The 25,302-nt window shown below is 64.9% G+C and carries 23 protein-coding genes; 11 read left to right on the forward strand and 12 right to left on the reverse strand.

Going from position 1 to position 25,302, the window contains the following annotated elements; all coding sequences use genetic code 11:
- Positions 1 to 54: 54 nt before the first annotated feature.
- The 5 genes from ACVJ6E_RS10945 to ACVJ6E_RS10965 form a co-directional block, all read right to left on the reverse strand.
- A complete protein-coding gene (locus ACVJ6E_RS10945) occupies positions 55 to 3,963 on the reverse strand; it encodes a hypothetical protein (RefSeq protein WP_199680975.1) in 3,909 nt (1,302 codons plus the stop codon).
- Between the two features lie 178 nt (positions 3,964 to 4,141).
- A complete protein-coding gene (locus ACVJ6E_RS10950) occupies positions 4,142 to 4,897 on the reverse strand; it encodes a MotE family protein (protein ID WP_120267277.1) in 756 nt (251 codons plus the stop codon).
- Positions 4,894 to 5,388 (reverse strand): DUF6468 domain-containing protein, encoded by a 495-nt coding sequence (locus tag ACVJ6E_RS10955; protein WP_120267276.1) that lies wholly within the window; start codon positions 5,386 to 5,388, stop codon positions 4,894 to 4,896. The genes ACVJ6E_RS10950 and ACVJ6E_RS10955 overlap by 4 nt, the downstream gene beginning before the upstream one ends.
- Entirely contained in the window at positions 5,385 to 6,608 is a 1,224-nt protein-coding gene (fliM, locus tag ACVJ6E_RS10960; RefSeq protein ID WP_120267275.1) for a flagellar motor switch protein FliM, read from the reverse strand. Before fliM ends, ACVJ6E_RS10955 begins: the two co-directional genes overlap by 4 nt.
- A gap of 8 nt (positions 6,609 to 6,616) precedes the next feature.
- Positions 6,617 to 7,123 (reverse strand): flagellar basal body-associated FliL family protein, encoded by a 507-nt coding sequence (locus ACVJ6E_RS10965; protein WP_120267274.1) that lies wholly within the window; start codon positions 7,121 to 7,123, stop codon positions 6,617 to 6,619.
- 285 nt (positions 7,124 to 7,408) lie between these two features.
- Between ACVJ6E_RS10965 and flgF the strand changes: the two genes are divergently transcribed.
- The 4 genes from flgF to flgH are packed head-to-tail and all read left to right on the forward strand — an operon-like array spanning position 7,409 to position 10,699.
- Entirely contained in the window at positions 7,409 to 8,146 is a 738-nt protein-coding gene (gene flgF, locus ACVJ6E_RS10970; RefSeq protein ID WP_120267273.1) for a flagellar basal-body rod protein FlgF, read from the forward strand.
- Between the two features lie 26 nt (positions 8,147 to 8,172).
- Positions 8,173 to 8,955: a flagellar basal-body rod protein FlgG gene (gene flgG / locus ACVJ6E_RS10975; protein ID WP_120267272.1), complete on the forward strand. Its 783-nt coding sequence runs from the start codon at positions 8,173 to 8,175 to the stop codon at positions 8,953 to 8,955.
- A 29-nt stretch (positions 8,956 to 8,984) separates the two neighbouring features.
- Positions 8,985 to 9,947 (forward strand): flagellar basal body P-ring formation chaperone FlgA, encoded by a 963-nt coding sequence (gene flgA, locus ACVJ6E_RS10980; protein WP_120267271.1) that lies wholly within the window; start codon positions 8,985 to 8,987, stop codon positions 9,945 to 9,947.
- On the forward strand, positions 9,947 to 10,699 hold the full coding sequence (gene flgH, locus ACVJ6E_RS10985) for a flagellar basal body L-ring protein FlgH (protein ID WP_120267270.1): 753 nt from the start codon (positions 9,947 to 9,949) through the stop codon (positions 10,697 to 10,699). Before flgA ends, flgH begins: the two co-directional genes overlap by 1 nt.
- Before the next feature lie 213 nt (positions 10,700 to 10,912).
- Here the strand turns inward: flgH and ACVJ6E_RS10990 are convergent, their stop codons facing one another.
- From ACVJ6E_RS10990 to ACVJ6E_RS11000, 3 genes are all read right to left on the reverse strand, one after another.
- Positions 10,913 to 12,082, reverse strand: coding sequence for an HD domain-containing phosphohydrolase (locus tag ACVJ6E_RS10990; protein ID WP_120267269.1), 1,170 nt, complete (start codon positions 12,080 to 12,082; stop codon positions 10,913 to 10,915).
- Between the two features lie 226 nt (positions 12,083 to 12,308).
- Complete coding sequence (gene dksA / locus ACVJ6E_RS10995) at positions 12,309 to 12,725, reverse strand: RNA polymerase-binding protein DksA (RefSeq protein ID WP_120267268.1); 417 nt, start codon at positions 12,723 to 12,725, stop codon at positions 12,309 to 12,311.
- A 173-nt stretch (positions 12,726 to 12,898) separates the two neighbouring features.
- A complete protein-coding gene (locus ACVJ6E_RS11000; protein WP_120267267.1) occupies positions 12,899 to 13,318 on the reverse strand; it encodes a flagellar assembly protein FliX in 420 nt (139 codons plus the stop codon).
- A 273-nt stretch (positions 13,319 to 13,591) separates the two neighbouring features.
- On the opposite strand from ACVJ6E_RS11000, the gene ACVJ6E_RS11005 reads away from it, so the two are divergent.
- The 5 genes from ACVJ6E_RS11005 (at position 13,592) to ACVJ6E_RS11025 (ending at position 18,211) form a co-directional block, all read left to right on the forward strand.
- The gene (locus tag ACVJ6E_RS11005) at positions 13,592 to 14,737 is read left to right on the forward strand and encodes a flagellar basal body P-ring protein FlgI (RefSeq protein WP_120267266.1); all 1,146 of its coding nucleotides are present in this window, start codon (positions 13,592 to 13,594) and stop codon (positions 14,735 to 14,737) included.
- Positions 14,737 to 15,069, forward strand: coding sequence for a rod-binding protein (locus tag ACVJ6E_RS11010; protein ID WP_208996603.1), 333 nt, complete (start codon positions 14,737 to 14,739; stop codon positions 15,067 to 15,069). The genes ACVJ6E_RS11005 and ACVJ6E_RS11010 overlap by 1 nt, the downstream gene beginning before the upstream one ends.
- Complete coding sequence (locus ACVJ6E_RS11015) at positions 15,066 to 15,563, forward strand: hypothetical protein (protein ID WP_208996602.1); 498 nt, start codon at positions 15,066 to 15,068, stop codon at positions 15,561 to 15,563. Before ACVJ6E_RS11010 ends, ACVJ6E_RS11015 begins: the two co-directional genes overlap by 4 nt.
- 468 nt (positions 15,564 to 16,031) lie before the next feature.
- On the forward strand, positions 16,032 to 16,283 hold the full coding sequence (locus tag ACVJ6E_RS11020) for a flagellar protein FlaG (protein WP_120267265.1): 252 nt from the start codon (positions 16,032 to 16,034) through the stop codon (positions 16,281 to 16,283).
- A 95-nt stretch (positions 16,284 to 16,378) separates the two neighbouring features.
- A complete protein-coding gene (locus ACVJ6E_RS11025) occupies positions 16,379 to 18,211 on the forward strand; it encodes a tetratricopeptide repeat protein (protein WP_120267264.1) in 1,833 nt (610 codons plus the stop codon).
- Between the two features lie 19 nt (positions 18,212 to 18,230).
- Here ACVJ6E_RS11025 and ACVJ6E_RS11030 read toward each other — a convergent pair whose 3' ends face one another.
- The 4 genes from ACVJ6E_RS11030 to ACVJ6E_RS11045 are packed head-to-tail and all read right to left on the reverse strand — an operon-like array spanning position 18,231 to position 21,748.
- Positions 18,231 to 18,938: an acylneuraminate cytidylyltransferase family protein gene (locus ACVJ6E_RS11030; RefSeq protein ID WP_208996601.1), complete on the reverse strand. Its 708-nt coding sequence runs from the start codon at positions 18,936 to 18,938 to the stop codon at positions 18,231 to 18,233.
- Positions 18,938 to 19,687, reverse strand: coding sequence for a class I SAM-dependent methyltransferase (locus ACVJ6E_RS11035; protein WP_120267262.1), 750 nt, complete (start codon positions 19,685 to 19,687; stop codon positions 18,938 to 18,940). The genes ACVJ6E_RS11030 and ACVJ6E_RS11035 overlap by 1 nt, the downstream gene beginning before the upstream one ends.
- On the reverse strand, positions 19,684 to 20,868 hold the full coding sequence (locus ACVJ6E_RS11040; protein ID WP_120267261.1) for a polysaccharide pyruvyl transferase family protein: 1,185 nt from the start codon (positions 20,866 to 20,868) through the stop codon (positions 19,684 to 19,686). The genes ACVJ6E_RS11035 and ACVJ6E_RS11040 overlap by 4 nt, the downstream gene beginning before the upstream one ends.
- A gap of 10 nt (positions 20,869 to 20,878) precedes the next feature.
- A complete protein-coding gene (locus tag ACVJ6E_RS11045; RefSeq protein ID WP_120267260.1) occupies positions 20,879 to 21,748 on the reverse strand; it encodes an N-acetylneuraminate synthase family protein in 870 nt (289 codons plus the stop codon).
- 364 nt (positions 21,749 to 22,112) lie between these two features.
- Between ACVJ6E_RS11045 and ACVJ6E_RS11050 the strand changes: the two genes are divergently transcribed.
- A complete protein-coding gene (locus ACVJ6E_RS11050) occupies positions 22,113 to 23,498 on the forward strand; it encodes a flagellin N-terminal helical domain-containing protein (RefSeq protein WP_120267259.1) in 1,386 nt (461 codons plus the stop codon).
- A gap of 223 nt (positions 23,499 to 23,721) precedes the next feature.
- Positions 23,722 to 25,110, forward strand: coding sequence for a flagellin N-terminal helical domain-containing protein (locus tag ACVJ6E_RS11055; RefSeq protein WP_185925630.1), 1,389 nt, complete (start codon positions 23,722 to 23,724; stop codon positions 25,108 to 25,110).
- The last annotated feature ends 192 nt before the right edge of the window (positions 25,111 to 25,302 follow it).

The raw sequence follows: 25,302 nt of genomic DNA on the forward strand, positions 1-25,302 counted from the left end.
TTTCGAAACGTCCGTTCTGGAAACGCCGGTTTCCGGGTTGCGCGCGGAGTGCCGCTAGCCGGCCCCGCCTGCGGCGGCCGGATCGGCAACCGGCGGCACCGGAGCCTCTTCCTCGGTGCGGGCGACGGTCTGCGGGCTATCGCCCTCGTCCGGGCCTTGCGACATCGGCAGCTCAGGCAGCGTATCCGGCACAGTGTCCGGCGAGGGCTGCAGATACTTGCGGCGATACTCGGCCAGGAAGATGTCCAGCGAGTCGACGCTCTGCAGGTTGTCGAGCACGGACATGAACTCCACCCCGCGGTCGGCGACGGGCCGGGTGACGATGGCGAAGGCCGCAGCATCCGGGCTGTCGCTCATCTTGTCCGTGAACTTCGCCTTCAGGCGCGACAGGCTGAAATCGTCGTTCGCGAGCGAATAGCCGATGGCCGCTCGCAACAGGTCTGTGCGCTCCTGGTCGGCAAGCGCAACCGGGTCCGACCACCGGCCGCCGACAAGCCCTTCCAGCAGCTCGCCCGCCTCGCGCCAGCTCTGCGCCGCCCACAATGTATCGGCCTTCAACCGGTCGACATCCTCGCCGCGCATGTTGCGGACGATCTCCAGCGCCAGATCCGGCCGGCCGCTTTCCGTCAGGGCGCGCGCCTCCACCATGTTGCGCTGCCGCTCCAGCTCGCGCGGCAGCTTGGCCTGCCGGGTCCGGTTGAGAACGCGCAGCGCCTCGTCGGGCTTGCGGTCCATCAGGTAGACGACGCCGAGGTCGGCGGCGATCTGTGCGCGTGCAGCGCCTTTCAGACGATGGTCGACCTGGTGACGCAGCAGCTCGGCTGATTGCGTCAGAAGATCCATGTCGATGAGTCGACCGGCAAGACGGCGCACCATCTCGTCGCCGCGGCGGCCCACCGGCGTCATTTCGCGGAAATCATAAAAGAGCGCCAACGCCTTGACCGGGTCCATCCGGTCGGCCTCGCCGTTGAGGAACAGGTTGGCGAAGACCGCCCCCATCTCGTCCTGCAAAAGGCGTGTCGTCTCCGCATCCGCATTCGCCTGGAGCGCCGACTGCATCGCCTCGAACGCATTGCGGTAGTTCCCCGACTGAACCTCGAGCTGGGCCAGGAAGCGCAGGGTCTTCAACTCGGTCTCGTCGCCGCGCCAGGACGCGGCAAGGCCGGCCAGCTGATCGACAGCCTCGGCGGTGGAGAGCTCGCCATCCCGGTGGCGGACGCGCAGCGCCCGGTAGGCAGCTTCTGCGGCCAGCGCCCTGTCCGGCGAGCGCTGCACCAGGTCAAAGGCCGTCAGCGCCTCGCGCGAGCGGCCGGACGCATCCGCGATCTGTCCGCGGATGATGTCGTAGCGCGCCGCCTGATGCGCGGAGGCAAGGCTCGGATCGATCTCGGAAAGAATGGCCGCCGCATTGCCGTAGTCACTCACCTCGACCATCGCCTCGGCAGCGGCAAGGTGGAAATCGATCTGCACGCTCACCGGGTAATTGCCGACCACCGCCTGACCGCGCGAGAGATTTTCCCGCGTCGCGGTCCAGTCCCTCTGGTCGGCCGCCGCGATCGTGCGCCAGACCGAGGCGTCGGCGTTGTTGAGCAATTCCGGCCGACCGAGATAGTCGAGCGCCTCGCGCGGACGCGCGGCCAGCGTTTGCGCCGCGCCCATCAGCAGATTGTATCCCGGATCGCGGGTCAGAGCGGGGTCGTCATACGCCGCCAACTGCATCAGCCCGAGCGCTTCGTGGGCAAAGCCATGCGCCAGATAGAAACGCGACATTTCCATGCGCGGCACCCGCCGTTCTTCCTCCGGCGTGTTCGCGATCGCGTATTCCATCTTCTTGATCTTATCGAGGAAATCCTTGGTGTTGCTGCTCATCAGGTTGCCGAGATCGACATGTCCGGGCGTCGCCGGATCGACCACGGGCGGCAGCACCTTGGACCCCTTGGTCAGGTTGCCATTGGAGACAGCAAGCCCGCGCGGCCGCTCAAGGATCACCGCATCGCCGTTCGGCTTGACCTCCAGATCGTCCGCCTTGCTGAGGACAGCGATACCATGGGCCGACATCAGGACATCGAACTCGGCAAAGCTCTGCGGCTTGAGCACGCCGCGGGAGGGCGCGTAGCCGGTGACCACCGTCACCCTGTCGCCGGCGAAGGGATCGATCACCTCACGCACAGCGGCCGGCGCCTGGAAGGGAATGGTGATGATCGCGCCTCCGTCGCCCCGCACCGTGCGCTCCAGCGAGAGCGGGCGCGACGGCTCCAGGATCATATCGCCGATGGTCATCACCCAGGCGCTGCCATCGATGCCGACCGAGGCAAGCGCATCGCGCATCAGGTCGACGCGGATCACCTGCCAGTCCGCATTGGCGGTGACCTCCACCGCCTCCACCCGGTCGGCAAGCACCGACCGCATGCCGCGAATGTCGACCGAATCGGCGGTGTCGAAAACGAGATACAGGCTGCGATACCGCCGGAATACCGCCGAGGCCACCGGTTCGGAGAAAGGAAACACCACCCGCACCGTATCGCCGATGCGCCGTGCTTCGGCCACCACGAAGCGGCGGGCCTCATCGTCGTAGCCGGCCGGCGGCATCTCGGGCGACGAGGAGACTTCGGCGGAGCCCGAAATCTCCTTTCCGGCGACGCCGCTGAGGTCGATCTCCGACGGCAGGACATCTTCGCTCGCAGGAGCGGTAGGCTCAGAGGCCGGCGCGGTGCTCTCGGGCGGAGCAGCGGCGATTTCCTCCGGGCGGACTTCGGCGGCGGGCGCCGGCTGCGCAACCTCGGCGGCCTTCACCGTCTCGACGGCGGGTGCGGGCTCTGCGGGCTGCTCGCTTGCGGCGGCAGTTTCAGTAGTTCCGGCCTGCTCGGCCCCCGGCTTCGTGCGCGGAAGCGGCAATGCCGAGGCAGTCTCTTGCGCAGACGCAGGTGTCGGCGCGGCGGTTTCGGGCGACGCAACGGTCTCGGCTGGCTTTTGCGACGGCGCAACGCCTTCCGGGGTGCCCGCAGGCGCATGACCATCGACCACGCCCTGGTGGCCGGCGGCCTGCTGCGGCGCCTCGGCCGTTCCGGCGGCGAAGACGACGCCCGTGGCACCGGCTGGAACGTTTTCGCCAGCCTTCATGGCTTCGTCGATCGCCGCGTTGACGGGATCCTGCGCCATGCTGCGCGGGGTCACGTCGAGAATGTAGAAATTGTCCTCGCGAAAGGCGCGGATATCGACATCCGGCTGAACGCGCAGAAGGAACTTGAGCCGCCCCTCGTCGATGAACGAGGTGGCATCGATCACTCCAGGGGGAAGATGGGCGCGCAGATCCGACAGGTCGACCGGAACGTCGTAGTTGAACGTGACCTTGATCATGTCGCCTTCGCGCACGAAGGCCGAGTCGAAGTTCAGGTTCCACTCGAAGGCCAGGCGGGTGAAAGTCGGGTGAGTGCCGATGGAAAGCTCGACCTTCGGCTCCTCCTGCCCCTTCAGCCGCGCCTGCTCCAGCGCACGGGCACGGCGGATCGCCTCTTCGGCGCGCCGGGCCAGCTCCTGCACCACATCGTCGGGCAGGCCCGGCGGCATGCCCTGCCATGTCGGCGGCAGCAGGTCGATGAACAGCTTCTCGCCCGCTTCCATGGTGTTGACCCGGAAGTCGCCCATCAGGGCAAACCGCAGGGCCGAGCCGTCGGGATCACGACGGGCGATGGAGATGAAATTCGGCATGTCGACGGGAACATTGTCGACATTGGTGATCACCTGATCGCGGAAGCGGATGCGCAGCACGCCATTGGACGCCAGCGCGTCGTATTCCGGCAGCAGGGTCAGGTCACGGAAGGTCAGCACCATCCGGCCGTAGCCGTCCTGCTGGGACGCGCGAAGATCCACCTGAAGGGTGTCCGCATGGGCGACCGGAACAAGCGCGCAGGCGAGCGCAAGCAGGGCTGCAAGCTGCAGCGCAAATGCACGAAACGCCGCCACGATATCCGCGACGACGGTGCCTAGCTTGTCTCTTTTAGAGCCGTCCTGCCTCACAGGGCTCCCCTGAACCTTTCGACCGAACAGCCAGTCTAGCGGATGCGGCTTAACGCTGCGTTTAACGGGTGCTCCGGATTCCCGGGCATTCCCGTCAGAGAGCAGCCCCCCGCCGGAGCTTTCATCAATTGCCCATGATCTTCGGCAGGTCCGGAGCAACCACCTGAGCGGCCTCTTCCTGCGGCTTGCGTCCGGTAACGAGAGCCACCGTCAACCGCTCGCTCGCCTCCGGCGTCATCCGCCCCATGATGTCGGCCATCTTGCGCGGTTTCATCTGCTTGGCGACACGCACGAGAATGTCGAGATCGAGACGGTCGAAGATCCGGGCCGCGTCCTTCGCCTTCATCGATTCGTACATGAGCACGAGATCCTTGAGCTCGTCCTCGCGCTTCTTCTCCTGCTCCTGGTTGAGGGTCCGGATGCGCTCCTCGATGGCTGCGATCTCATCGGCCTTCTGCTTCAGGCGCTCTTCGGTGTCCTTCATCAACTGCTGGCGCAGTTCGAACTGCTTCTCGCGATTGTCCAGCTCACGCCGCCGCTCGCTGAGCGACTCGAGCACCTTCCGCTCGGCAATCGAGCCTCCGAGCTCCAGCCCGCCCGCCGCAGGAGGCGCATCGCCGCCGGTTCCGCCCGATAGCGGAGGCACGACGGCGGAATCGGCTGCTGCCGTATCGGTGGAGGCAGGGTCCGTCGCCTGGGCCTGGTCCACGGACGCGGTCTCGGCCGGGGCAGCTGCCGTATCGGCCGCCTGCTGCGCCATCGCCACGCTCACGCCGGCAGTGACGGAGGTTCCGCCATCGACAGCGAGCCCAAGCAGCTTCAGCACCAGAAGAGCGCTGGCTGCAAAGACAAGAACGGGGATCAGGCGCAGGTTTGTCACGCGGCCTGCTCCGCTGCACGCTTGCGGAACAGCTCCAGACGGGCGGTCGCCTCCATCGCTGCCGACCGGATATCGCTGGCGCGCATGGTCGTCGGGCGGGCCGGGGCCGGCTCTTCGACCGGGGCCGGCGCGGCAGGCGCGGACGCGTGCTGCTGCACGGTGCGGGCCGCCTCGGTGATCTGGGTGATGCGCTCCAGCACGGTGTTGCCGCGCGAGACGTGGGCCGCCAGTTCCTGCGACAGGCGCTCGGCATCGACGAGGCGCTGACCGAGGGTGCGGTCAGCCTCACCGGCGGTCGCCTTGAGGCCGAGAATGGCACGCTCGGCGATTTCCGAAGCGGTGATCAGCTCGGAGATCGTGGCACGCAGCGCCTCCTCGTCGGCACGCAGACGCTTCAGCCGCTTGTTGAGCACGACGCAATATCCGATCGTCACCACCAGCAGCAGCGCGACGAGGCTCTCGATCATCAGTCCGACAGGGAGCGTGCTCATGTTGGGTCCATTTCCTTCTGCATGGCGCGCTCGAACGCGGCCAAGGTCATCTTGGGCTTCTGCAGCCCGCGCTCGACGCGGATCGCGATGGAATCCTCGTCCTTGCCCATTGTCCCTTGCGTCAGCGGGATGCCGCCGCACTTGATCGACACCGGATCGCTGGGGGAAATATCGAACAGCAGGGTCTCGCCCACCTTCAGGTCGAGCACCCGCCCGAGCGGAATGTGCGTCTCGTAGAGAACGGCATCGACATCCACTTCCGCCGCATAGATCTCGGTGGCCAGGTGGCCTTCCCAGATCGGATCGCGGCCGAACTTCTCGCCCATGAACATCTGCAGGAGCAGATCGCGGATCGGCTCCAGGGTCGCATAGGGCATCATGATTTCGATCTTGCCGCCCCGGTCCTCCATGTCGATACGCAGTTCGACGAGGATGGCCGCATTGGCCGGGCGCGAGATCGCGGCGAAGCGCGGATTGGTCTCCAGACGCTCCAGATTGAAATGAACGGGCGAGAGCGGCGAGAAAGCCTGCTCCATGTCGTGCATGATGATCTCGATCATCCGCCGCACGAGGTTGCTCTCGATGGTCGTATAGGGACGTCCCTCGACGCGCACGGCCGACATGCCGCGTCCGCCGCCCAGCAGCACGTCGATGATCGAGTAGATCAGGCTCGATTCGACCGTGCACAGGCCAAAGCCGTCCCATTCCTCGGCCTTGAATACGCCCAGGATGGCCGGCAGCGGAATCGAATTCAGATAGTCGCCGAAACGGACCGAGGAAATGCTGTCGAGCGACACCTCGACGTTGTCGGAGGTGAAGTTGCGCAAGGAGGTCGTCGTCAGCCGGACCAGACGATCGAAGACGATCTCGAGCATCGGCAGACGCTCGTAGGAGACCATCGCCGAGTTGATGAGCGCGCGGATGCCGCTCTGGTCGGCAGCGATCGTATCCTCGATGTTGAAGCCGAGGAGGTTGTCGATCTCTTCCTGGTTGAGGATACGGTCGGCACCCCGGGTGGCGCTTTCCAGCTCCGGCTCGCTGTCGTCGATCATCGCCGCCCATTGGGCGGCCATGTCGTCGCCGCCGGCGACGCCCTGTTCCTCGAGCGCAGCACCCCAGGCAGCGGCAAGATCCTCATCCTCGCCTTCGCCGTCCATCTGCTCGGCTAGGGCTTCGCCCCATGCCTCGTCGAGATTGCCGAGATCGTCGTCGTCAGCCATTGGTGACCTTACTGGACCAGGATTTCCTTGAAGAGCACACCCTCAATGCGAGCCGGATAGACCGCCGTATTGATGCGTCGCAGCAACTCTTCCTTGAGTCGGAACAAACCGGAAGACCCTTCGAGATCCGCCGGACGAAGCTCGCGCAGATAGACCTGGAAGGCATCGAGAATGCGCGGCAGGTAGGGCTCGATCTTCTGCACCATCTCGCGGTCCGAAACCTCGAGCGAAATACGAACGCGCAGATAGGTGGCGCGCCCCTCGCTCGACAGATTCACCGTCATCTCCGGCAGATCGAAGAACACCGCAGGACGCTGCTCGACCGAGGCCTCTGGCGCTCCGACACCATCCGGCGCTGCCGCTTCGCCGCCGCCCATCAGAAAATAATAGGCGCCGCCCCCGATGGCTGCGAGCAGGACAAGACCTGCGCCCCCGAAGATCAACAGCTTCTTTTTCGACCGGCCGGCTCCCTCTTCCGGGGCGCCGGCTTCGGCTGCATCCGCATCCGCCGTCATGGTGGGTTAACCTCTCTGCGCTGCCCCTCCCGCGCGTATGATTAATTTCTAAAGCCACAATGGTTAACGAGTGGTTACCGAACCGTTAACGCCTCGCAAAATGCGGCAAATTTTGCCGAGCGGTAACCAATGACGGGGACAAACCTGCCGCCCCGTCGCCCGCACCTCCAGGAAACATCAATAAAATCAATATGCCAGCAACTGGCACGCTCCCTGCAACAGGGTTAACGAGCATCCGCTCTGGGGAGGGTGGATGTTCGCTGGGGAGCATAGGAACGGTACGTTATGGAGAATTCACTTCTCATCGGGCTGTCGCGCCAGACAGCCCTGCGCAATCAACTGAGCGTGGTGGCCAACAACCTGGCCAACATGAACACGACGGGCTTCAAATCCCAGCGCCTGCTCTTCGAGGAATACCTGATGCCGGTCGCCGAGGCCTCGTCCTTCGAGCGCCCCGACCAGAAGTATTCCTATGTCCTCGACTACAGCGCCTCGTCGGACTTCGAGGTCGGCGCGATCTCGCTGACGGAGAACACCTTCGATGTCGCCATCGAGGGTGAGGGCTTCTTCGTCGTCGGCGACCCTGCCGGGGAGCGATACACCCGAAACGGCGCCTTTCACCTCGACGCCACCGGCCAGTTGGTCACGGCCGACGGTCGCCCGATCATGGGCGAAGGCGGCCCTCTCGTTTTCACCGCCGATGACGGCGATGTGACCATCGCCGAGGATGGAACCGTCTCCACCGAGCTCGGCGTCAAGGGACGTCTGCGCGTGGTCCGCTTCGAGGATCCGCAGGCGCTGGAGCGGGTCGGCGACAACCTGTTCGCCGGCGAGGCGCCGTTGGCGCTCGAGCGCGTGCGCGTCCAGCAGGGCGCCATCGAGAAGTCGAACGTCTCCGGCGTCGTCGAAATGACCCGGATGATCGAAGTTACCCGCAACTACACGACCGTGTCGAAGATGCTGTCTGACGGCGACGAATTGCTGCGCAAGGCAATCGAACGCCTCGGCTCCGTCCAGGCCTGAGCGAAGCGGAAGAAGGAACACTCGTCATGAAGGCACTTCATATCGCCGCCACCGGCATGCGCGCCCAGGAGCTGAACGTCGAGGTCATCTCGAACAACGTCGCCAACATGCGCACCACCGGCTACAAGCGCCAGCGCGCCGACTTCCAGGATCTGCTCTATCAGAACCTGCGCCGGATGGGCACGAACTCCTCCGCGAACGGCACCATCGTGCCGACCGGCGTGCAGATCGGCTCGGGCGTCAAGACCGCTTCCACCGCGCGCATCATGAGCCAGGGCAACCTCGCCCCGACCAACAAGGAACTGGATGTCGCGATCCGCGGCGAAGGCTTCTTCCAGATCCAGATGCCGGACGGCAGCACCGCCTATACCCGCGACGGCTCCTTCGAGCGCGACCCGAACGGCCAGCTCGTCACCATCGACGGCTATTCCGTGCTGCCGGGCATCGTCATTCCCGAAGACGCCCGCGACATCACCATCTCGAACGACGGCCAGGTCCAGGTTCTGGACGCCAACAACGCCGTTCAGGTGCTCGGCCAGATCCAGATCGCCCGCTTCATCAACAAGTCGGGCCTGGAAGCCATCGGCGACAACCTGTTCCTGGAAACGGAATCCAGCGGCGCTGCCATCGTCGGCAACCCTGGCGAGGCCAGCTTCGGCGATCTGATGCAGAAGCATCTCGAAATGGCGAACGTGGAAGCGGTCAGCGAGATCTCCGACCTCATCGCGGCCCAGCGCGCCTACGAGATGAACTCCCGCATCATCAAGGCGGCAGACGAGATGTCCGCCACCACTTCGAACCTGCGCTGACGCGCCGGCTGACCGGAAGGATATCCGAGATGTTCGCCAGGCTCCTCCTTGCCGCCGCACTGGTCGCTACCGCCGCCCTGCCGGCGCTGGCCGGCACGCTGCGGTCCGAAGTCGCGGTGACCGGCCCGGTCGTCACCATCGGCGATTTTTATCCCGATGCCGGCGCCCATGCCGCAACCCCGCTGTTCCGCGCTCCCGATGCCGGCACCCGCGGCACCGTGCCCGCCCACATGGTCGCCGAGCGTGCCCGCGAAGCCGGCTACGCGGCGGCCAACACCGACGGCCTGCGCCAGGTCGTCGTCGAGCGTCTCGCCCTGACCATCGGCGAGCACGAGGTGACCCAGGCCGTGCGCGATGCACTGCTGGCCCGCGAGAGCAACCTCGAAGCCGAAAGCCTCGACGTCACGCTGACGGGCTTCCGCGGCCCGCTGCTGGCAGATGCCGGCCAGGTCGAGCCGGTCAATGTCTCGGACCTTGCCTGGGACCGCTACTCCGGCCGCCTGTCCACGACCCTGCGCATCCGTACGGTCGAGGGCACCACCACGGTGCGCCTGACCGGCGTCGCCCGGGAGATGGTGGACGTGTACGTGGCAGCGCGTCCCATCGAGCGCGGCACCATCATTGCCGCCTCTGACATTGAACCGCAGCGCGTTCCGGGCAACCGCCTGACCGCCCGCCAGATCACCGACCCGGCGCAGATCATCGGCCAGTCCGCACGCCAGGCCCTCCAGGTCGGCCGGCCGCTACGCGCCGCCGACTTCGAGCCGCCGGTGCTGGTGCGCCGCGGCGCCAAGGTCACCCTGGTCTACCGGGCGGCCGGCATGACGCTGACCACCGTCGGCCAGGCCATGTCCAACGGCGCCGCCGGCGACATGATCGACGTCCTGAACCTCCAGTCCCGCCGTACCGTCACCGGCATTGTCCGCGCACGCGACCAGATCGAGGTCGGTTTCGCACGGCAGCACCTTGCCCAGCTCCAGGAGACGAACTGATGGCTCCTCGCATGTCCCTCATGAAGCCCGCGCTGGCCGTCTCGCTCGCGCTCGCCACCGCTGCCTGCGGCACCGCCGACAAGCTCTCCCAGGTGGGTCAGGCCCCTGCCCTCTCGGCGATCCAGGATCCGACCACGACGGCCGGCTACCGCCCCGTGCAGATGCCGATGCCGACGCCCCAGTCGGACCACTACAACTCGAACTCGCTGTGGCGGTCCGGCGCCCGCGCCTTCTTCAAGGACCAGCGCGCCGCGCGGGTCGGCGACATCCTCACCGTGCTGGTGACGATCTCCGACAAGGCCGAGTTCGACAACAAGACGCAGCGCAGCCGTACCGGCTCCTCGTCCTCCGGCACCGGCGGTGCCGTGGGCGCGGCGATCAACACGTTCCTGCTGCCGGGCGGCACCAGTGCCGACAATCTGGCCTCCGCCGAGGGTGCCTCCACCTTCCAGGGCAGCGGCAAGGTCGACCGCGAGGAGAAGCTGCAGACCCGTGTCGCAGCCGTCGTCACCCAGACCCTGCCGAACGGCAACATGGTGATCGAAGGCCGCCAGGAAGTGCGGGTCAACTTCGAGGTGCGAGAGCTCATCGTCGCCGGCGTGGTGCGTCCTGAGGACATCGCCGCCAACAACACCATCGAAAGCGAGAAGATCGCGGAGGCCCGCATCGGCTACGGCGGCCGCGGTCAGATCACCGACGTCCAGCAGCCGCGCTACGGTGCCCAGGTGCTCGATATCGTCCTGCCGTTCTGACGACACCCCTCAGGTTCGCGGCCCGGCTCCCCGAAAGGCGCCGCGAACCTCTCCCCTCCCCAAGCCGCTCTACGCTCCCCAAGCACGGACGGCAGGCGGGCACGGGATCCCCCCGCTCCCCAGCGGACCCGTGCCCGCCGCATTTACTTCCCCGTCAGAGATTGCCGGAGGGTCCTGCCCGGTCACAGTTCAACTCACCCCAACGATTACTGTTCACGCCGCATCTTCCTGGTTCGGCCGGTCGAGCGGATGCCGCCCGCTCTTCAGGCAAGGCGCTCTTGCACCGCCACCCTCGTCGCGCGAACCGCGACTGGTCGCGAAAACCGGCTCGAGCACCATCGAACGGAACACAGCGAACAGACGGTCGTCGAGCTTGCCCTTCATCTCGCTCATGATGCCGATGGCCTGGCGCGGCGGCATCGCCCCCTTGTAGGGCCGCTCCTCGGTCAGGGCGCTGTAGATGTCGGCAATGGTGACGATACGGGTCAGCGGCCCGATCGCGGAGCAATTGATGCCATTGGGATAGCCGCTGCCGTCGAGAAACTCGTGATGGTCGCGCACGGCCTGGATGACCTCGACCGAGCTGCGCCCGCCGCGTTGAAGCGCGAAGGCCCCGCGTGCGGGATGGGTGTTGATGACCCGTTTTTCCGCTTCGCTGAGCGGTCCGTCCTTTTCCAGGACGGAGATCGGGATGAACAGCTTGCCCACATCGTGCAAGAGGCACGCCTCGGTGATCATCGAAATATCGGCGTTGTGCAACCCGAGGAACTGGCCGAAAGCGCTTCCATTGCCCGCAACGGTCAACATGTGGCGACAGGTGCCGCTGTGATGCAGCTTCACCGCGTCCAGCCAGCCGCTGAGGCCTTCCCGCCGCGTTGCCTCGGTGATCGAGCGAGTGGTCGCATCGAGGATCTCTGGCGGCAACGGCCGGTCGGCGCGCATGGCGGCGCCGAGCTGGCGATAGAGCACATCGCCGTTCGCGATCGCCTTGGCCACATGCGGAGATCGCCCCGCGAGGTGGGCCGACAAGTCACGGTTCAAGATGGCCTGCACTGCAGTGCGGACATCGCCCGACGACCGGAAACTGGGAATGATCCGCTCGATGCCGAGCGCCTCGGCCTGGACCAGGCCTGCCCGGTCGCTGCCCGGCGCGACATAGATCGTGTCGCTCCTGCGGCGGTCCTCATGGAGGATCGAGGCGAGCAGGGAGACCTGGCTCTGACGTCTCAAGGCACTGTAGAGGACCACGACGCGGGCCTTATCGAGGCGCGCGGCATCGGCCTCGGAAAGCGAAATGCGCTCAACCTTGAAAGCCAACGCCAATGCGTTGGCGAATGCCGGTTCGGCGTTGTCCTGGTCTACGAGAATGATGACGTCGATCATGCCAACCGCCAACCTTGAATGACGCTGAAGTTCCTCTGCGTCATCCTTATCCGGCGTAACTTGTCGAACCCTTAATCGGCTCGAGCACGAACTCTTAACGAGACATGAACCGCGGCTGCGGCACGGCCACGCGCCAGAGGAATGCGGGGAAAACGAAAAGGCCCGGACGATGCCGGGCCTTAAAAAGTTGGTTCAGACAAATGCTGCCGGGCGGGCCGGCGTTACATCAGTCGTCGCGATAAACCTTTTCACGGCGCTCATGGGCTTCCTGCGCTTCGAGCGACAGGGTCGCGATCGGACGGGCTTCCAGCCGCTTGATGGAAATCGGCTCGCCCGTTTCGATGCAGTACCCATAAGACCCGTCCGCGATACGCTCCAGCGCCGCATCGATCTTTGCGATCAACTTGCGCTGGCGGTCGCGGGCCCTGAGCTCGATCGAGCGATCCGTCTCGGAAGACGCCCGGTCGGCGATATCGGGGTGATTCTGGCTTTCCTCCTGGAGGTTTGCGAGCGTTTCGCGGCTTTCCTTTAGGAGCTCTTCCTTCCACCGCAAAAGCTTGTTCCGGAAATACTCGCGCTGACGCTCGTTCATGAAAGTCTCGTCCTCGCTGGGACGATACTCGGCATCCAGCTCAACCGTCATGTTCTACTCCGGCTCCCGTTAGGCCGCGCGGAATATAGCGATCCTGCGGGCGATGGACAACGCCGCGGACGTCGAAAATAGCGCCAAATTTCTGTGATGTTTTTCATGTACTTAGGCCGGTTGCATCCGTTTTCGGCATGAGTCCGGCCCGATCAGGCGGCATTAACGGGCGTTCAATTTCCGTACAGTCCCAGCTTTGCCAGCTCCACTTTGGCGCGAAGCTCGATCTCGTCGATCACCTTTTCCAGCGCAGGATTGCCGCTGTCCGTGCGCCGCTCCAGCATCATTGCAAGCCGATTGAGCCGCTCAGGCGAAACCCGTCCGGCAAGCAGATCCGCCTTCATGCCCTCCAGCGTGTCGAGCAGGTCATGGCCCCGCGCCGTCGCCTTGCGCCGGCCGGTCAACGGGTCGTCGACCTCCTGCAGCGCTAGCAATGCATCGATACCGGCAATGCCGCTTGCGCCCCCTGCGGAGGAGGCGCTCTCCGAGCGTCCGGTGCCGCCGAGATCGAAACTCGAGCCCGACCCATCGGTCCGTTTTTTCTGGTTTCGTCCGCCGACCCCGGACAGGGGCGCGTAGCCTGAAATTCTCATGGTCGAAAACCGGACCCCGCTGGAGGAACTCTCAAGGCTACACAATTTTCCGAGTTGGTAAACGAAGCGTTAACAACCCGGCAAATCCTGCCGAGTAAGCCGAGGAAGATCATCGCAGACAGGCTTGAATTAGGAAAGGGAAATAAATTTTATCCATACAAAACAGATAGATAAGAAATTTATCACACCAGCGGACATTCTGGCACGCTGCTCGCATAAGGAAACGCGGGCAAGCCGCCCACGCCATCCGTCGAGCGATCGAGACACGCAAGAATGACCCTGCCCGGCCTCCTCTCACGCCTTTCCGGCCTCCTGCAGATCCTCTGCCTGGCCTGGACGCTCGCCCTCGTCGTGACATTGGCGACCCCCGCCAGCGCCGCGTCGCGGATCAAGGATATTGCCGACTTCGAAGGCATTCGCGACAACCAGCTCATCGGTTACGGCCTCGTGGTCGGCCTGCAGGGTACCGGCGACAGCCTGCGCAACGCACCTTTCACCCGGCAGAGCCTTGAAGCCATGCTGGAGCGCCTCGGCGTCAACACCCGCGGCTTCAACCTCAACACGCAGAACGTGGCCGCCGTCATGGTCACCGCCAACCTCCCGGCATTTTCTACCCAGGGCACCCGGATCGATGTTTCGGTCAGCGCCCTTGGCGATGCCGACAGCCTGCAGGGCGGCACCCTTCTGGTCACACCGCTGCTCGGCGCAGACGGCGAAGTCTACGCCATTGCGCAAGGACCGCTCGCCATCGGCGGCTTCTCGGCACAGGGCGACGCGGCCTCGGTCGTGCGCGGCGTGCCGACCTCCGGCCGGATCGCCAACGGCGCCCTGGTCGAGCGCGAGATCGACTTCAAGCTGGCGTCGATGACCAGCCTGCGCCTTGCCCTGCGCAATCCCGACCTCACGACCGCCCGCCGCATGGCCCTGGCCGTCAACGAGTTGATCGGCCTGCCTACCGCCGAGCCGCTGGATCCGGCGACGGTTCGCATCGACCTGCCGCGCCAGTTCAACGGCAACATCGTCGACCTCTTGACCGATATCGAACAGCTGATCATCGAGCCGGACCTACCCGCCCGCATCGTCATCGACGAGAATTCCGGCATCATCGTCATGGGCCAGAACGTCAAGGTTTCCACCGTTGCAATCGCCCAAGGCAACCTGACCGTCACCGTTGCGGAAAGCCCGACGGTGGTGCAGCCCCTGCCTTTCGCCAACGGACAGACGGCGCTTGAGCCCCGGACGGACATCCTTGTCGACGACGCGAGCGACAACAAGCTGGCGGTCGTGCGGGAGTCGGTGACGCTCCAGCAGCTGGTCGACGGCCTCAACGCCCTCGGCATCGGTCCGCGCGACATGATCTCGATCCTGCAGGCCATCAAGGCCGCCGGTGCACTCCAGGCCGAAATCGAGCTGATGTGATGAGCATGCCCGGCATCGACACCGTCCTCGCCAGCGCCCATGGCCGCTACACGGCCAAAGGCAGCGCTCTCAACACCGGCTCGGCAAATCCTGCCGGCATGACCCGCGAGAACGCCGAACAGTTCGAGGCCGTGTTCTTGAACACCATGTTCCAGACGATGTTCGCCGGTCTGGAAGAAGGCGGCGCCTGGGGCAGCGACACCGGCTCCGAAGCCTGGAGCGGCATGCTGGTCGAAGAATACGCCAACACCATCGCCAAGGCCGGCGGCATCGGCATCGCCGACGCGGTCCAGCGAGAACTTCTTGCCCTTCAGGAGACGGCCGGACAATGAGCCTCGACACCAAACAGCTCGCAGAAATTGCCCCTGAGTTCTTTTCCGGCGCGATAGCCGATCGCAAGGCGGCGGAAGCGACCTGCAACCGCCTCGAAGCCGCGATGGGTGACCTCCTGGCCGTCATCGAGCGCGAGACGGAACTCGTCCGCCTCGGCAAGCTGGACGCGGCCGGCGACCTGCAGCCCGAGAAGGCAAAGCTGGTCAGCATCTACATGCGCGGCATGACCTTCGTGCGCGACCAGACCACCTCGCTCGGCAATCTGGCTCCGGAAGCGGTCGACAGGCTGAAGCGGCGCCATGCGGAGTTCCAGCCGGTGCTGCGCATCAACCTGGCAGTGCTTGCCACGGCCCGCGAGGTCGCCGACAACCTGCTGCGCAAAGTGGCGCAAGGGGCAGCCAGCACGCGCGCGCCCTCGACCTACGGCCCCGGCGGCAGCGCTCCGCGCACCCCGGCCCTGGCCGATGGCATCGCCGTCAACCGGGCACTCTGACGCCGTCCCGTCCCACGCATCAGACCCGACGAATTCAACGCGCCGCCCGCCGTCACACGCGGGCGGCGCTGTCGTTTGGCGCAGGGCACCAGCCGCGCCCGTTAACTCTGACAGAACGAATCGGGATCAGAGCGGATCAACCGAAAACCCTAATGAATTCCTTAAGACGGGATTCACAGTTTTCAGATAAGATGCTTGCCAGGATATGGAAGTTGATCCCCCCTTTTTCGGTTGGTCGACCTACGTATCGAAGGACCTGAACAAGGTTAACGAGTGAAAGGCGAGATGCTCAACGGACGACGTTGATACCGGGCGCGTTGCCTTCGCGGATATGTCCGGTGGAGGGGTAAGCAAATGGAAGCGACACCGATCAGGACTATGTCCTACACGCTTGTGCCGACGGCACCGAGACCTTCGGAAGCCAGCGCATCGCCGGCTGCGCGAACGGACGTACCTGCCGAAAAAGCGGTGCAGCCACCGACCGAGACCGCGGCCAATCGCCCGGCGGCCGAGAACAATTTCGCCAAGGCCGAGGCCAACATCAAACGCGAGGAATTTCGCGACAAGATCACCGATTCCATCGTCTTCAGGGCCGTCGATCTGACCACCGGCGAGGTGGTGCAGCAGATCCCGGAGGAATCCATCCTGCGCCTACGCCGGGCTTTTGCCGAGACCACCCAGAAGAACATGACCGGCCTTGCCTTCAGCCGCAGTCTTTGAAGACGTGCGGGGCGTCCACCCGCCCCGCCGGCAGCCCGCACGGGTTTTCGAATCGGCTATAGTCCACGCTCACTGACCTCGAGCCGGACGCACGGATGCCGCCCTCCTCCCAGACCATCCTGGACCAGATGCGAAAGGCGCTGCTCTTGCAGCGCGACGGGAAACCCGCACGCGCGCGGCCGATCTACGAAAAGGTCCTCAAGCAGGACCCCGGCAATGCCGAGGCCACCAGCCTGCTGGGTCTGTGCTTCCTCGAACAGGGCTATCCGAAGCGCGCGGCCGCGCTGTTCGAGCGGGCCATCTCCCTCGCACCTGGCGAACCCCGCTACCGGATCAATCTCGTGGAGGCGCTCGAAGCCCTCGGCGATACGGACGCGGTACTTTCCGCCAGCGCACAGGCAGGGGCGGACGGCGTTGCGGATGCCGCCCTGCTCCATCGCCAGGCTCGCCTGCTGCGCCAGTCCGGACGACTGGCGGAAGCGCTCTCCACCTACGATGCAGCCCTCCGCGCCGCGGCCGACGATCTGGCCGACAACCTGGATATCCTTGTCGAATTCGGGCAGACGCTGATTCTGGCGAGCAAGCACGAGGAAGCCGTCCGTGTGCTGCACTTCGCCCTTTCGGCCGCCCCGGACCATCGCATCGCCCTGCTCAGCCTCGCCGACGCACTCAACCAGCTGCATCGCGGGGCCGAGGCGCTGGAGCTTCTTTCCGGCAGGGCCGCCGCCTTCGACGCAGAAACCGATGCAACCTATCGGCTGAGCCTTGCCAACGCGCTCTGGGGGACCTGCGACTACCTCGCTGCGCTTGCCGAAACCGACCGCGCGATCGCACTCGGCGCGAGCGGCAGCGATGCCCGCCTGTTGCGCGGCAAGGCGCTGTACCACCTCGGCCGCTTCCCCGAGGCTGTCGAGGAACTAGAGAAGGCGATGGCCGTAGATCCGGGCCGCCACGAGACGGCGATGACCCTTGGCCTTGCCTGCCTTGCCAACGGCGATCTCGCGCGCGGCTGGAAGCTGGCGGAGCGCCGCGTCGAGGCGAATCTCCAGGGATTGATCCAACGCCGTTTTTCGCGCCCGACATGGCGGGGCGAGCCGCTTGCCGGCAAGACCCTGATGATCTGGGACGACCAGGGCATCGGCGACGTCCTGCGATCCGCCTCCATGTTCGCTGAACTGGCCAAGCCGGCCGAGCGGCTGATCGTCGAGTGTCACCCCAAGCTCGTCCCGCTGCTTGCGCGCAATTTTCCGCAGGTGGAGGTGCGACAGCGGAGCCATGAAGGCCTCAACGCCCTTACCCGGGGCGAGGACTTCGACTTCCAATGCGCGTTCGGCGGTCTACCCACCCTTCTGCGACCGGATATTTCCGCCTTTCCGGGGACACCGGCCATACTCGGCGCCGACCCGGCGCGCGTCGCCGCCCTGCAGCAGCGGGCACCGCTCGGCAACACGGCCCGGCCGAAGGTCGGTCTGTCCTGGACCAGCGGCAATCGTGTCGGCCAACGCGGCCGCTCATATCTTGCCCTGGAGGACCTGCTTCCCCTGCTCGCCGTCGACAATGTCGACTTCATCCTGCTGGACTATACCGACCGCAGTGCGGAAATCGCGGCCCTGCAGGAGCGCGCGCCCTTCACCTTGCACCGGTGGGAGGATCTCGATCTCTTCGACGACCTGGAGACCGTTGCCGCTCTGACCTCCTGCATGGATCTGGTCATCTCGGCAAACACCTCTGTCGCCGACATGTCCGGTGCGCTCGGCGTGCCCACCTGGCGCTTCGGCCCGGTCACCGGCACGATCCTGTTGGGGCAGGAAAACCCGCCCTGGGCCCCGGCGACGCGCTATTTGCGGCTCGACCCCGAACGCCCGGCAGCCGACATCGTGCCCCGCCTCGTTGCCGATCTGCGGCACTGGCTGGAGGAGCGCCGGTAGAGCGTTGCTCTTCGCGCCGTTACATCTGGATGGGATGGACGTCCAGATTGCGCTCCAGCCGCTCGAGCATCAGCTCGGCGACCGCGATGTCCTGCGGCTCGTCGATCTCCACGACTTCCTCGTCGCTGGTCTCCCAGAAACCGATCCGGCCCGTCAGGCGGCACCCGGTCTGCTCGAAGCTCTCCGTGCGGAACAGATAGAAGTTGCCGGTCTCGCGATAGTAGCGGTCCTCGGCCGGGATCTGTTGACGCATCAAGCGGTTATGCGGATCGTAGAGCGGCTGCGGTTCCGGCAGGTTGCGCCAGATGTAGTTCCGGATCAGCCTTGCGGAAAAGAGCGAGTCGTAGCCGCCCTCGGAGAAATGCCGGTAAGCATCGGCCAGCGTATCCTTGCGCCGCACCGGCGAGGTCACCTGCGGAAACAGCACCGAATGCGGCTTCTCGTCCCGGCACATATGGGCAATCGCATGATGCAGTGAGGCCTCGGCCGGCGACGTATCGGTCGCAAACTCGTCAGGCCGCAGCACCGGCACCCTGGCGCCGAACGCACGGGCGGTCTCCGCGATTTCCTCGCTGTCGGTCGAGACGATCACATCGCGCACGAAGCCGGCCGCCTGCGCCGCCTCGATGGTCCAGGCGATCAGCGGCTTGCCGAATACCGGCACGAGGTTCTTGCGCGGGATCCCCTTCGAGCCCCCGCGGGCAAGCACGATCGCATCACAGGTCATCATCTCTTTTCCGCAAAAACCGTCACGAAGGAGCCCCAGAAGGCGGGCGACACGCCACTGTCCGGCGCCTGCATCCTTTCCCAGGCCTCAAGAGTCGCGAACCGCGTGCCGAAGAACGGATACTCGACCGAGGCGATCCGGAAGCCACAATCTCGCAGCAGGCGCATCAGCGAGTCATCGGTGAAGAGGCTGACATGCGTCGGATCGTGGAGCAAGCGGAAGCGATCGCCGAAAAGACGCGCGGCAGCACTGGCGAAATTGGGCGTACCGACCACAAAAAGCCCGCCGCGGCGAAGCGCTTCCTCGACAAGCCTGACGAAGGGCACCGGGTCCTCGACATGCTCGATAACGTGATGCGCAACGATGACGTCGCAGGAGGCCGGCTGAAAGCGGCCCGGCTCCAGAACGCCGCGGAGCGTCGTTGCACCGCTGCGCCGCGCCGCCATCTCCACGGCCTTTTCCGACGGATCCAGCCCGATCCGCTCGTGGCGCGGGTCGATCTGCTCCAGCAACTCGCCGAGACCGCAGCCGATATCGACCACCCGGCCCGGAGCACGCGCATTCACCGCCTCGGCGATATAGGCAAGATCCGCCTTGCGCATCTCACGCTCCGAGGCGATGTCGCGCAGCCGCCCATCCGGATCGCGCTTTTCGTCCCAGTACTCCCCGGCTGCGACACGCGCCGGATAAGGCACGAAATAGTCGTCCGATCCATACAGAGCCAGGCAGCGATCGATGATCGAGCTCATGCCAGCCCCTCCACGCGTGGCGACAGCCAGGCGGCGAGATCGTCATGGTGCCGCTTCAACACCTCCCGCTCGCGGGCTCTTGCCGATGCGAGCCGCTCTAAGCTCGCAGCCGGTTGATCAAGATCGCGCGCAACCGCCTGAAACAGCGCGGTCAGATCGCTTTGCCCATCGAAGGCATGGCAACGATCCGCAAGGCCCATCGCGGCGAACTGGCCGGCAATCTTGTGATGGGTGGAAATTCCGAAGACCGGCGCTCCCAAGCCGATGGAGGCCAGCCCCGCATGGTAGCGCATGGCAATGACGGCGGAGGCACGGCGATAGAGGTCGAAGCTTGCAGACCAGCCCCCCTCGCCTTGCGCCAGTCCGGCGACAGTCACGCGCTCTCGCCGCAGCCTGTCGTCGAGCGCATCGAGGACGGAGCCGATGGGGCCGAAATCGCTGTAAATGTGGGGGACGAAAACACAGATGAGGGTCTCGTCCGCCGCCAGAAGCTCCTCGATCCCCGCTGCGACCGCAGCACCGAAGCGCTCCGTCAGATCCTCGCCATCCGCGCTCGCATAACGCTTGTCCGGCATGTCGCCGGCAAGGTTCACGGCAATGAAGCGACGGCCCTCGGGCAAACCGGGGTTCGGCCATGCCTGCGGCTCGGCGAAAAGACCGCCGTCCGGAACGACCTGCATGGCATCGGCATAGGCCGCGCCCACATGCTGGCGAATGAAGTCGCTGGACCCGTCATTGCGCAATGAGAAGCGGCAATGGTCGAAGGCGAGCATCTCGTCGAGAAACGCGCGGGTCCGCGCCACCGCCACCGGACTGACGCCGCGCGTCGCATCGACGCCGAGCCCATGGAACAGGATCGGCCGGCGTATCGCCGCAAAGAGTTCCGGGCCGGCCTCCAGATAGGTGCCGGAGGAGGTGTTCTCGCGCCAGAGCTGGAACAGGCTGAAGCCACCGACCACAACAACGTCGGCCTCGTTCGCTTGTGCCACGAATGTGTCGTCGAAAGCCCGGCGGCGCCAATGGATGAAATCGCGCACCTCGCAGGGGCGATGCTCGAGAGCCCACGGAAGGTCCTCAGCCCTGGTGCGGTACTCCCCGTCATGCATGGCGTTGTCGCCGAGATTGCCGACGAAGGAAGCCAGATGAAGGACGGAGAGCGCTCGCATGCGGTCGAAGGTCACGATCCGGCCTTCACAGCGAAGCCAGCGTATCCTTGCGGCGCAGTTTCTCCATGACCGGACGCTCGCGGGAATAGATGTCGATCACGCCGTCGCCGCGCACCTTTTCGGCAAGGCGGATACCGGCGATCATCTCCTTCACCTGCGCAACGTCGATGGAGGACGACTGGTCGGAACCCCACATCGTGCGGTCCAGCGTGAAATGCCGCTCGACAGAGACGGCGCCGAACGCGATCGACAGGATGCTCGGCAGGATCCCCTCCTCGTGGCCGGAATAGCCGATCTTGAGATGGGGAAAGCGCTCGCGCAGGGTCGAGATGCCGGCGAGATTAATCTCCTCCGGCAGCGCCGGATAGGTCGAGGTGCAATGGTAGAGGCAGGCGATCTCGCCGCCAGCCTCCTCGATGGTTTCCACCACCGCTTCCACCATTTTGAGATTGCACATGCCCGTCGACACGAGCAGCGGCACACCGGTACGCGCCGCATGCACCAGCAGTGCGCGGTCGGTGACCGAAGCCGAGGCGATCTTCAGATAGGGAGCGTCCAGCGCCACGAGGAAGTCGACGGAGGCCTCGTCCCAGGGCGACGCATACCAGGTGATGCCCAGTTCGGCACACAGCGCGGCAATGCGTTCGTACTCCTTGCGGCCGAACTCCAGTCCCCGCTTCAGATCGCCATTGGTCTCGCCGAGCGGCGACTTGCGCGGCTTGGCCAGTTCCTCTGCGGAATAGACGATGTCGACGGTGCGCTTCTGGAACTTGACCGCATCGCAGCCGACACGATGCGCCGCACGGATCATCTCCAGCGCAAGGTCGATGCTGCCATTGTGGTTGATGCCGATCTCGGCGACGACCGTGCACCTGTCGAATGTAAAGAGGCTCATCTCGCGATCTTTTCGGGCTCGCGGCAAACGCTGTACCGCCCTGTGGCAACACGATGCGTTTGCGGGTTTCGCTGTCCGTCCCTCGCCGCACGGCAATCCCTTAACCGCCGGGAGAGGCAGGCCGGCGCCGATCCATCGGCGGCAGCCTTCGAAGCACCCCTGCAGTATCCCCGTTTCAGCGTGATTCGGCGAGCAAATTTAAGGACCTGTCGCAGGATGCGAGACCCTGCGGCAACCAGTAACCGCGCGTTTACCTTAATACCCGTTAACCACCTGTTTTTACGAATGATTCTGAAACGAGAGGCTAGTTTGGGCCAGCAACGAGGATGCGTTGCGTTAGTTGTTACCAGAAAGGTAAATCACAATGAGCGTTACTCTCTCCGCTGGCGTGCGCCAGAACCTCCTGTCGCTGCAGAAGACTGCCGACATGATGTCCCAGACGCAGAACCGGCTCGCCACGGGCAAGAAGGTCAACTCGGCCCTCGACAACCCGACCAACTTCTTTACCTCGCAGAACCTGAACTCGCGTGCCAACGAGCTGTCGAGCCTGCTCGACGGCATCTCCAACGCGACGAAGACCCTGGAAGCTGCCGACAACGGTATCAAGGGCATCACCAAGCTGGTCGAGAGCGCCCAGTCGACTGCTCGTCAGGCGCTTCAGGCCGGCGGCGGCGGTTCCGGCACCGTGGTGGAGAGCTCCTCGTCGATCTCGACCAACGGCCTGACCCCGGCCTCGGGCGAGACGATCCAGGACCAGGCCAAGCGCCAGACCCTGTCCAACCTCGGCTTCACCAACGGCGACACGATCACCGTTCAGACGACCGACACCGACACCGGTGCCGTTTCCGAGATCGAGATCACCGTCGGCACCACCCAGAAGGCTGACGGCACGGGCGCGGTCGCGACGGTTCAGGACGCTGTCGACGTCATCAACGCTTCGGGCGTTGCCACGGCGGAAGTCACCGATGCCGGCAAGCTGAAAATCTCCGGCTCCGACACCGAGACGGTGAACCTTCAGATCGGCGACAACGACGGCGACGGCAACTCGGCAACCACGCAGGCGACCTCGCTGGCCGCTTCGCTCGGCTTCGGCAGCAACACGTCGGTCGACCTGTCGAGCCCGGCGGACGGCGACTATGTCGACGCTGGCGAGACTTCCGTCACCTTCACCAACGGCGCCACCGTCGGTGCAGCCGACACCTTCTCGATCACCACCCAGGCCAACCCGGCCTCGAACTCGTCCTCGCGCCAGAAGCTGGTGTCGCAGTTCAACGAGATCCTGGGCCAGATCGACAAGCTCGCTGCCGACTCGTCCTACAACGGCGTCAACCTGATCAACTCTTCGTCCTCGAAGCTGACCGTCGCCTTCAACGAGAAGCGTGACGCAGCCAACAAGTCGGAGCTGTCGATCAGCGGCAAGGACCTCACCTCCTCGGGCTTGGGCCTGGGCAGCGTGTCGAGCCTCAGCGACGCCGAGGCGAACGCCACCCTCGACAAGCTGAGCGACGCCCTGACGTCCCTGCGCGAGACGTCGTCCACCTTCGGTTCGAACCTGAACACGGTCACGATCCGCAAGGACTTCACCAAGGACCTGATCAACACCCTGCAGACGGGCGCTGACAACCTGGTGCTGGCCGACACCAACGAGGAAGGTGCGAACCTTCTCGCCCTGCAGACCCGCCAGTCGCTGTCCACCACGGCGCTGTCGCTGTCCTCGCAGGCCGACCAGGCGGTGCTGCGTCTCCTCTAAGGAGCCAGCCGCAAGGCACGAAACGAACCAGGGCGGCGAGTCGCGACTCGCCGCCCTTTTTTGCGCCTCTTTCGATATGGTTAACGAACCTGTTGGAAGCACAGGCAAATTGAGAACGAGGACAAGGAGCTGTTAACCCTAATTTAGCGTTTCCACGCCAGTCTGGCTGCGAGCCTCAGGACGAGGCCATGCATAGTTTTGGACAGCCAGAAAGGATTTCCGAATGTCCGACATTACTCTCTCCGCCGGTGTGCGTCAGAACCTGCTGACGCTGCAGAACACCGCCGACATGATGGCCACCACCCAGAACCGCCTTGCCACCGGCAAGAAGGTCAACTCGGCCCTCGACAACCCGACCAACTTCTTCACCTCGCAGTCGCTGTCGGCCCGCGCCAAGGACCTGACCAACCTGCTCGACGGCATCGGCAACGCGATCAAGACGATCGAAGCAGCCGACAACGGCATCACCGCCATCACCAAGCTGGTGGAGAGCGCCCAGTCGACCGCCCGCCAGGCGCTGCAGGACGGCTCGGCCGGTTCCGGCACCGTGGTGGAAAGCTCCTCGTCGATCTCGACCAACGGCCTGTCGCCGATCTCCGGCGAGTCGATCCAGGACCAGGCCAAGCGCCAGACCCTGGCCAACCTGGGCTTCACCAACGGCGACACGATCACCCTGCAGACGACGAACACCGACACCGGCGGCGTCGCCTCGATCCAGATCTCCGTCGGCACCACCCAGAAGGCTGACGGCACGGGCCCGGTCTCGACCGTCCAGGACGTCCTCGACGTGATCAACGCCTCGGGCGTTGCCACGGCCGAGGTCACCGACGCCGGCAAGCTGAAGATCACCGGCTCCGATTCGGAGACCGTCAATCTCAACATCGGCGACAACGACGGCGACGGCTCGACCACGACGTCCCAGGCAACGTCGCTGGCCGCATCGCTCGGCTTCGGCACCAACACCTCGATCGATCTGTCGAGCCCGGCAGACGGCGACTATGTTGACGCCGGCGAGACGGCCGTCACCTTCACCGACGGTGCCACCGCCGGTGCAGCCGACACCTTCTCGATCACCACCCAGGCCAACCCGGCTTCGAACTCGTCCACCCGCCAGAAGCTGGTGTCGCAGTTCAACGACATCCTGGGCCAGATCGACAAGCTCGCTGCCGACGCCTCGTTCAACGGCATCAACCTGATCAATTCCTCGTCCTCCAAGCTGACCGTTGCCTTCAACGAGAAGCGCGATGCGGCGACGAAGTCGGAGCTGAAGCTGCAGGGCGAGGACCTCACCTCGTCGGGCCTCAACATCACCAAGGCGTCGAGCCTGAACGACACCGAGGCGAACAACGCGCTCGATGAGCTCTCCGAGGCGCTGATCACCCTGCGCGAGGCCGGCTCCAAGTTCGGTTCGAACCTGTCGACGGTGCAGATCCGCAAGGACTACACCAAGGCTGCGGTGAACACGCTGCAGACCGGCGCCGACAACCTGGTGCTGGCCGACACCAACGAGGAAGGTGCCAACCTTCTCGCCCTGCAGACCCGCCAGCAGCTGTCCACCACGGCGCTGTCGCTGTCCTCGCAGGCCGACCAGGCGGTGCTGCGTCTGTTCTGATCAAGAGCGATACGAAGCAACAAACGGCGGGCGAAAGCCCGCCGTTTTCGTTTTCAGAAAATCTTTTTGAATCCCTAACATTTTCATCGCGATATGCGACATGGTTAACCACTCGTTAGGAATTTCGCGCCAATTATTAACGCGTTCTCAGGATGAGATGCGCCTGACTGCCAGGCGGTGCGAAAGGATTTC

Source organism: Stappia sp. G46H5W, from assembly GCF_058448995.1.

What these genes read in the sequence shown, in the direction of transcription:
- ACVJ6E_RS11005 (WP_120267266.1), top strand. Translation starts at nt 13,592, where the DNA reads ATGACCCTGCCCGGCCTCCTCTCACGCCTTTCCGGCCTCCTGCAGATC.
- dksA (WP_120267268.1), bottom strand. Translation starts at nt 12,725, where the DNA reads ATGACGGTTGAGCTGGATGCCGAGTATCGTCCCAGCGAGGACGAGACT.
- fliM (WP_120267275.1), bottom strand. Translation starts at nt 6,608, where the DNA reads ATGGCTGACGACGACGATCTCGGCAATCTCGACGAGGCATGGGGCGAA.
- flgA (WP_120267271.1), top strand. Translation starts at nt 8,985, where the DNA reads ATGTTCGCCAGGCTCCTCCTTGCCGCCGCACTGGTCGCTACCGCCGCC.
- ACVJ6E_RS11000 (WP_120267267.1), bottom strand. Translation starts at nt 13,318, where the DNA reads ATGAGAATTTCAGGCTACGCGCCCCTGTCCGGGGTCGGCGGACGAAAC.
- ACVJ6E_RS10990 (WP_120267269.1), bottom strand. Translation starts at nt 12,082, where the DNA reads ATGATCGACGTCATCATTCTCGTAGACCAGGACAACGCCGAACCGGCA.
- ACVJ6E_RS11025 (WP_120267264.1), top strand. Translation starts at nt 16,379, where the DNA reads ATGCCGCCCTCCTCCCAGACCATCCTGGACCAGATGCGAAAGGCGCTG.
- ACVJ6E_RS11030 (WP_208996601.1), bottom strand. Translation starts at nt 18,938, where the DNA reads ATGACCTGTGATGCGATCGTGCTTGCCCGCGGGGGCTCGAAGGGGATC.
- ACVJ6E_RS11015 (WP_208996602.1), top strand. Translation starts at nt 15,066, where the DNA reads ATGAGCCTCGACACCAAACAGCTCGCAGAAATTGCCCCTGAGTTCTTT.
- ACVJ6E_RS10965 (WP_120267274.1), bottom strand. Translation starts at nt 7,123, where the DNA reads ATGACGGCGGATGCGGATGCAGCCGAAGCCGGCGCCCCGGAAGAGGGA.
- ACVJ6E_RS11045 (WP_120267260.1), bottom strand. Translation starts at nt 21,748, where the DNA reads ATGAGCCTCTTTACATTCGACAGGTGCACGGTCGTCGCCGAGATCGGC.
- ACVJ6E_RS10955 (WP_120267276.1), bottom strand. Translation starts at nt 5,388, where the DNA reads ATGAGCACGCTCCCTGTCGGACTGATGATCGAGAGCCTCGTCGCGCTG.
- ACVJ6E_RS11055 (WP_185925630.1), top strand. Translation starts at nt 23,722, where the DNA reads ATGTCCGACATTACTCTCTCCGCCGGTGTGCGTCAGAACCTGCTGACG.
- flgF (WP_120267273.1), top strand. Translation starts at nt 7,409, where the DNA reads ATGGAGAATTCACTTCTCATCGGGCTGTCGCGCCAGACAGCCCTGCGC.
- ACVJ6E_RS11050 (WP_120267259.1), top strand. Translation starts at nt 22,113, where the DNA reads ATGAGCGTTACTCTCTCCGCTGGCGTGCGCCAGAACCTCCTGTCGCTG.
- flgG (WP_120267272.1), top strand. Translation starts at nt 8,173, where the DNA reads ATGAAGGCACTTCATATCGCCGCCACCGGCATGCGCGCCCAGGAGCTG.
- ACVJ6E_RS11035 (WP_120267262.1), bottom strand. Translation starts at nt 19,687, where the DNA reads ATGAGCTCGATCATCGATCGCTGCCTGGCTCTGTATGGATCGGACGAC.
- ACVJ6E_RS11010 (WP_208996603.1), top strand. Translation starts at nt 14,737, where the DNA reads ATGAGCATGCCCGGCATCGACACCGTCCTCGCCAGCGCCCATGGCCGC.
- flgH (WP_120267270.1), top strand. Translation starts at nt 9,947, where the DNA reads ATGGCTCCTCGCATGTCCCTCATGAAGCCCGCGCTGGCCGTCTCGCTC.